The sequence below is a fragment of the Methylocaldum sp. genome (assembly GCF_035627495.1).
Classification (GTDB): domain Bacteria; phylum Pseudomonadota; class Gammaproteobacteria; order Methylococcales; family Methylococcaceae; genus Methylocaldum.
On record NZ_DASPLO010000208.1, the window covers coordinates 1 to 4819 of the forward strand.

The 4819-nt window shown below is 60.3% G+C and carries 4 protein-coding genes; all 4 read right to left on the reverse strand.

Annotated features, from left to right (window positions below; all coding sequences use genetic code 11):
* Window positions 1–415: 415 nt before the first annotated feature.
* On the reverse strand, window positions 416–1366 hold the full coding sequence (locus VEB01_RS20305; protein WP_324878676.1) for an IS5 family transposase: 951 nt from the start codon (window positions 1364–1366) through the stop codon (window positions 416–418).
* Between the two features lie 422 nt (window positions 1367–1788).
* On the reverse strand, window positions 1789–2988 hold the full coding sequence (locus VEB01_RS20310) for an IS91 family transposase (RefSeq protein WP_324878678.1): 1200 nt from the start codon (window positions 2986–2988) through the stop codon (window positions 1789–1791).
* A gap of 9 nt (window positions 2989–2997) precedes the next feature.
* The gene (locus tag VEB01_RS20315) at window positions 2998–3873 is read right to left on the reverse strand and encodes a tyrosine-type recombinase/integrase (protein ID WP_324878680.1); all 876 of its coding nucleotides are present in this window, start codon (window positions 3871–3873) and stop codon (window positions 2998–3000) included.
* A gap of 357 nt (window positions 3874–4230) precedes the next feature.
* Window positions 4231–4819 (reverse strand): ornithine cyclodeaminase family protein (locus VEB01_RS20320; protein ID WP_324878682.1); only part of this gene is annotated, 589 nt, incomplete at its 5' end.

The window sequence follows — 4819 nt, forward strand, 5'->3', positions numbered from 1 at the left end:
TCAAATCTAAAGACACCCAGAAATTAAGCAAGATTTATGCTACGTATTAATGGGACAGGACACTAGTCTCAGCGCAACGCCGGTTTCTGCTCGCGCTTGCAAAACAGTCGATCGAGTACGGCTTGATCCATGGACGACCGAGTGACTCGGCCGGTGTCGATGTGTTCGAACAGGCTGGTTTTGGCACGAATTTATCACTCGACTTTAGTGAGAGCTGACGTTCGTGAATGACCGGTGTCGGGCGGGTCAGATGGCCGTTAAGGAACCTCTGAACAAACCCAAAATGACCAACGTGGATGTCGCCTGATCGAAAAAGCCCTTGTGAACGTTCAAGTCAGCCAAAAGATTCGCGGTATTGCTCAGTCCGCCCGGCCGATGCCGCCCCACTGGGCGAACCGCGGGCGGATTGCGCCCGTCACGCCATCAACGCCCGCCGCTTCAGGTACAGATTGGTCAGTCCGATCAGCGTGAAGACCTGGGCGGCATTCTTCGCGATCCCCCGGTAACGGGTTTTGGTGTACCCGAATTGCCGCTTCATCACCCGAAAAATGTGCTCCACCCGACTGCGGATGGACGACATCCGGCGATTCCGGCGTTTTTGCCCGGCCCCCAGTCGGCGCTTCGGACGAGCTTTCAGGGCCACGCCCCAGAACACGCCGGCCTCGCGTGCCGCCCGTTTGAAGGCGTTGTTCACATAACCCGCATCCCCCAGAATCGCCCGGTCGTCTTCTCGCAACAGGTTGGGTAATTGACTGATATCCGAGACATTGGCCGGCGTCACCGACACCGTCTGCACCAAGCCGCTGTTGATATCCGCCCCGACATGCACCTTCATCCCGAAGTACCATTGGTTCCCTTTCTTGGTTTGACGCATCTCTGGATCGCGCGACTTGTCCTGGTTCTTAGTCGAGGGCGCCGCATGGATCAAGGTCGCATCCACCATGGTGCCGCCCTTGAGCAGCAGTTTTTTCTCCTCCAGCACGTCGTTGATGGTGTTCATCAGTGTCGCCGTCAGGTCGTGCCGTTCCAGCAGGCGCCGAAAGTTCAGGATCGTGGTTTCGTCGGGCAGCGCGTCCTCCACCAATTCCAGCCCGGCGAACCGCCGCATCGACTCGATCTCATACAAGGCGTCTTCCATGCCCGGATCGGACAGCGCATACCACTGCTGCATAAAGTAGATCCGCAACATCGTCGCCAACGGCATCGGTTGACGCCCTCTACGTCCGGCTTTGGGATAGTGGGGCTCGATCACCGCCAACAGCGCGTCCCAAGGAATCGCCCGTTCCATCTCGGCCAAAAACTTCTCCCGGCGGGTCTGTTTCTTCTTGGCGTCAAACGTCAACGAGGCAAAGCTGGTTTGTTTCATCGCGTCACCACTCCAGTTGAATGGAGCAAAGCTTAACAGAGTGATTTATTCAGAGCTTCCTTAAGGTTTAGGGTTGTGGGATGCCTGCCCTTACGCTCTGAGCTTCCCGGTTACGAACGGCATCGGTGGCAGGCGTCGCACAAGCCTCCAGGGAGGAAACCGCGGGATATGCCAGCAAGCTTGAAACTGCCTAAATGGCTATGGGGATTTGAGGGTTTGCAGTCGGGACGAATAGGGCAATCGTGCGGTGTGACTGAAGGGGGGGCTCGCGATGACAACCGGTGACTGCTCCTTCCTGGCAGAGTTGACCGTGTCGTGATGAGGTATAACCTGCGGTTTTTCCAGGTTCGGCAAAGCCCTCCTTTGTCGACCCCAATACCAGAGAGCCGATCCGCATTTTTCGTGCTCACCGCTAGACCCGGTCATGGGACGATCCGAGCGGTAGGGGGCGCACGTATCGATGGTCGGCGCGCCCACGTCTCGATGATGACCATCGGTGCGCCGCAATCCGGGCAGACATAGGTCGGCCGACTCGAACCGGAGGTGGCCTGGGCAGATTGAGGTTCAGGCGAGTCCGTTGATGCCGGCTCCGCCAAGAGCTCGCGAACGCGTGCGAGATGGGCCCTGCGCCCGCCGTTGGCGATCAGGCCATAGTGACGGATGCGGTGAAAGCCGCCGGGCAGCACATGCAGCAGGAAGCGGCGCATGAATTCGTCGGGGGCGAGGGTCATGATCTTGTGGCGCGTTCGCCCCTTGGCCCGATAATCCTTCCAGCGGAAGGTCACGCCCCGTTCATCCAGGGCGACGAGCCGTGGGTTCGAGATCGCGACCCGATGGGTATAGCGGGACAGATACGCCAGCACCGCCGCCGGCCCGGCCAACGGGCGTTTGGCGTAGACGACCCATTCCAAGGCTTTCAAGGGCGCCAGCCACTCCGCAAACGCCACCGGGTCCGCCAGAGGGGCGAACTCGCCGAAGAACCGTAGCCGTTCCGCATGATGGGCCTTTTCCAGTTCTTCCAGGAAGCGCCGACGGAACAGGCGCGAGAGCACCCGTACCGGGAGGAAGAAGCCCGGCTTGCAGGCCACCCAACGCGCCCCGTCGGCCGATAAGCCGCCGCCGGGCACGATGCCGTGCACATGGGGATGGTGGGTCAGGGCCGATCCCCAGGTATGCAGCACCAGCGTTGCGCCGATGTTTGCACCCAGATGCTTGGGATCGGCGGCAATGGTGCGTAGCGTCTCGGCGGCGACCTCGAACAACAAGCCATAGATCAGCGCCTTGTTGGTGTAGGCGATGGCGCTGATCGGGGCCGGTAAGGTGAATACCACGTGGTAATACGGTACCGGCAGGAGATCGGCCTGACGCGCTTCGAGCCAACGTTTCGCCGCGCTGGCCTGGCACTTCGGGCAATGCCGATTGCGGCAAGAGTTATAGGCGATCTCGTCGTGGCCGCAGGACTGACAACACAGCACGTGTCCACCCAGTGCCGCGCTGCGGCACTGTTCGATGGCCGACCTGACCTGGAGCTGGCCCAGACTCACATGGCCGCGCTGAGCCTGGCGCCAAGCGGCCCCGTGGGCGCGGAAGATATCCGCGACCTCCAGGGCCCAGCGCCCCATCGGTCTACCCTATGAGGCTTTCAGCGTCTCGATGGGGCTGATCACGTCCTGCAGGAGGTTGTTCGCCACCTGGGTGTAATGCGCGGTGGTCTCCAACTTCTTGTGCCCCAGCAGCGCCTGGATCACGCGGATGTCCACCTTCTGCTCCAGCAGGTGAGTGGCGAAGCTATGCCGCAGCGTGTGCAGCGAGACCCGCTTGTCGATCTGCGCGGTGTCAGCCGCCAAATGGATGGCCCGGTTGAGCTGGCGCGTACTCAGGTGATCGATCGGGTTCATGCCGGGGAACAGCCAACCGCCGTCGAGCATCTTGCCCTGCCGCCGGGCGACCCGCCACCAGACCCTAAGGCGCTCCAACAGCACGGGCGGGAGCATCGCATAGCGATCCTTGTGCCCCTTGCCCTGCTCAACCCGGAGCGTCATCCGCTGGCTGTCGATATCGCCGACCCTCAAGGCAACGACTTCGCTGGCCCGCAATCCCGTGGCATAGGCCACTGAAAGAGCCGTTTGGTGCTTGAGATTGCCCGCTGCCGCAATCAGCCGCGCGACTTCCTCACGGCTCAACACCACCGGCAGCGTCTTGGGTAGCTTGACCGGCTGCATCCTGGCCATCAACTGACCCCGATCGAGCGTCACGTCGAAGAAAAACTTCAGCCCGGTGATCGCCGCGTTGAGCGAGATCGGCGAAACCCCGTGATCGACCAGATACAACTGGAAATTTCGCAGATCCTCCGCGGTAGCAGTATCCGGTGAACGCCCCAGAAAGGCGGCCAGCCGTCGCACGGCACGAATGTAGTGGCTCTGCGTCTTTTCCGAGAGTTTGCGCAACCGCATATCTTCGATTATGCGTTGGCGCAAGAGTGATACGGTGGGCGTCGAGGTATTCATGGCTCTGCTCCTGTCGTGAACCGAGGCGGATTGCCTCCTTCGCGAACATAGAAAAGAGCACCCAATCTCTTCAATCACCTCCCATCGTGGATCGGAGCACCCCTACCGCGCGAGCGGTTTAGTCCCTGGGCACACAGCGGTCGGTCCTTAGTCGCCTCACGAGGTTATGTCCGTCAGATTATGCAAAAAGGTGATCATGGCATAGTTTGTCTTTGATCTGCTCGATAAGCCGATCTCAGCAGCTCCTTTTTCTGCTCGGCCAGCGACGTCATGTTTTCAGATAGCGGTTGTCCTTCAACCTGGCCTCTTGATTCTCCATAATCGGACTTTTGCGGAAAGAGTCAGGACTCAAGTGTGTCAGGGATTCTCGCGACTCTTGTGACCAGCGCGATCGAGGATGAAATGCGCCGTCATCAGATCCAGATGACCGCCGCCGCCGTTTTTGAACAGGGTGATTTCGGCGGGAGATTGCCGGCCGGGGTGCATGCCGCGGCATAGCTCGAAGTGATCGGCCAAAATATCCGCCTCGGATATCACGCCTTCCCGGATGGGGATGCAGAGTTCGCCGATGTGAGCGATGGTTGTCTCGCGCGAATCGACGAAGATCTTCGCGCGCCGGATGGCCGTGTCGTCGGCTTCTCGCATTTCCGGGGTGAATGCGCCGACCAGGTCGAGATGGGTTCCAGGCTTGAGCCACTCGCCACGGATGAGGGGAGCGGTGGTCATGGTCGCGCAGGAGACGATGTCGGCATCGCGTACCGCCTGTTCCAAGTCCGTCGTGGGGTGTATCGGAGTCCGCAAGCCGGCTAGTGCTTCGCCACGGTAGCAGTGCAATGTTTGGTCATGTCTTGGGTCTGATGATTGTCTGGAAGCCAGGAGACGATCATGCGAACCCAGAAATACGCAGTGAAACTGACGGCCGAGGCGCGCTCGGCCGTGGAACGCT

What these genes read in the sequence shown, in the direction of transcription:
- VEB01_RS20310 (WP_324878678.1), bottom strand. Translation starts at nt 2,988, where the DNA reads ATGGGGCGCTGGGCCCTGGAGGTCGCGGATATCTTCCGCGCCCACGGG.
- VEB01_RS20305 (WP_324878676.1), bottom strand. Translation starts at nt 1,366, where the DNA reads ATGAAACAAACCAGCTTTGCCTCGTTGACGTTTGACGCCAAGAAGAAA.
- VEB01_RS20315 (WP_324878680.1), bottom strand. Translation starts at nt 3,873, where the DNA reads ATGAATACCTCGACGCCCACCGTATCACTCTTGCGCCAACGCATAATC.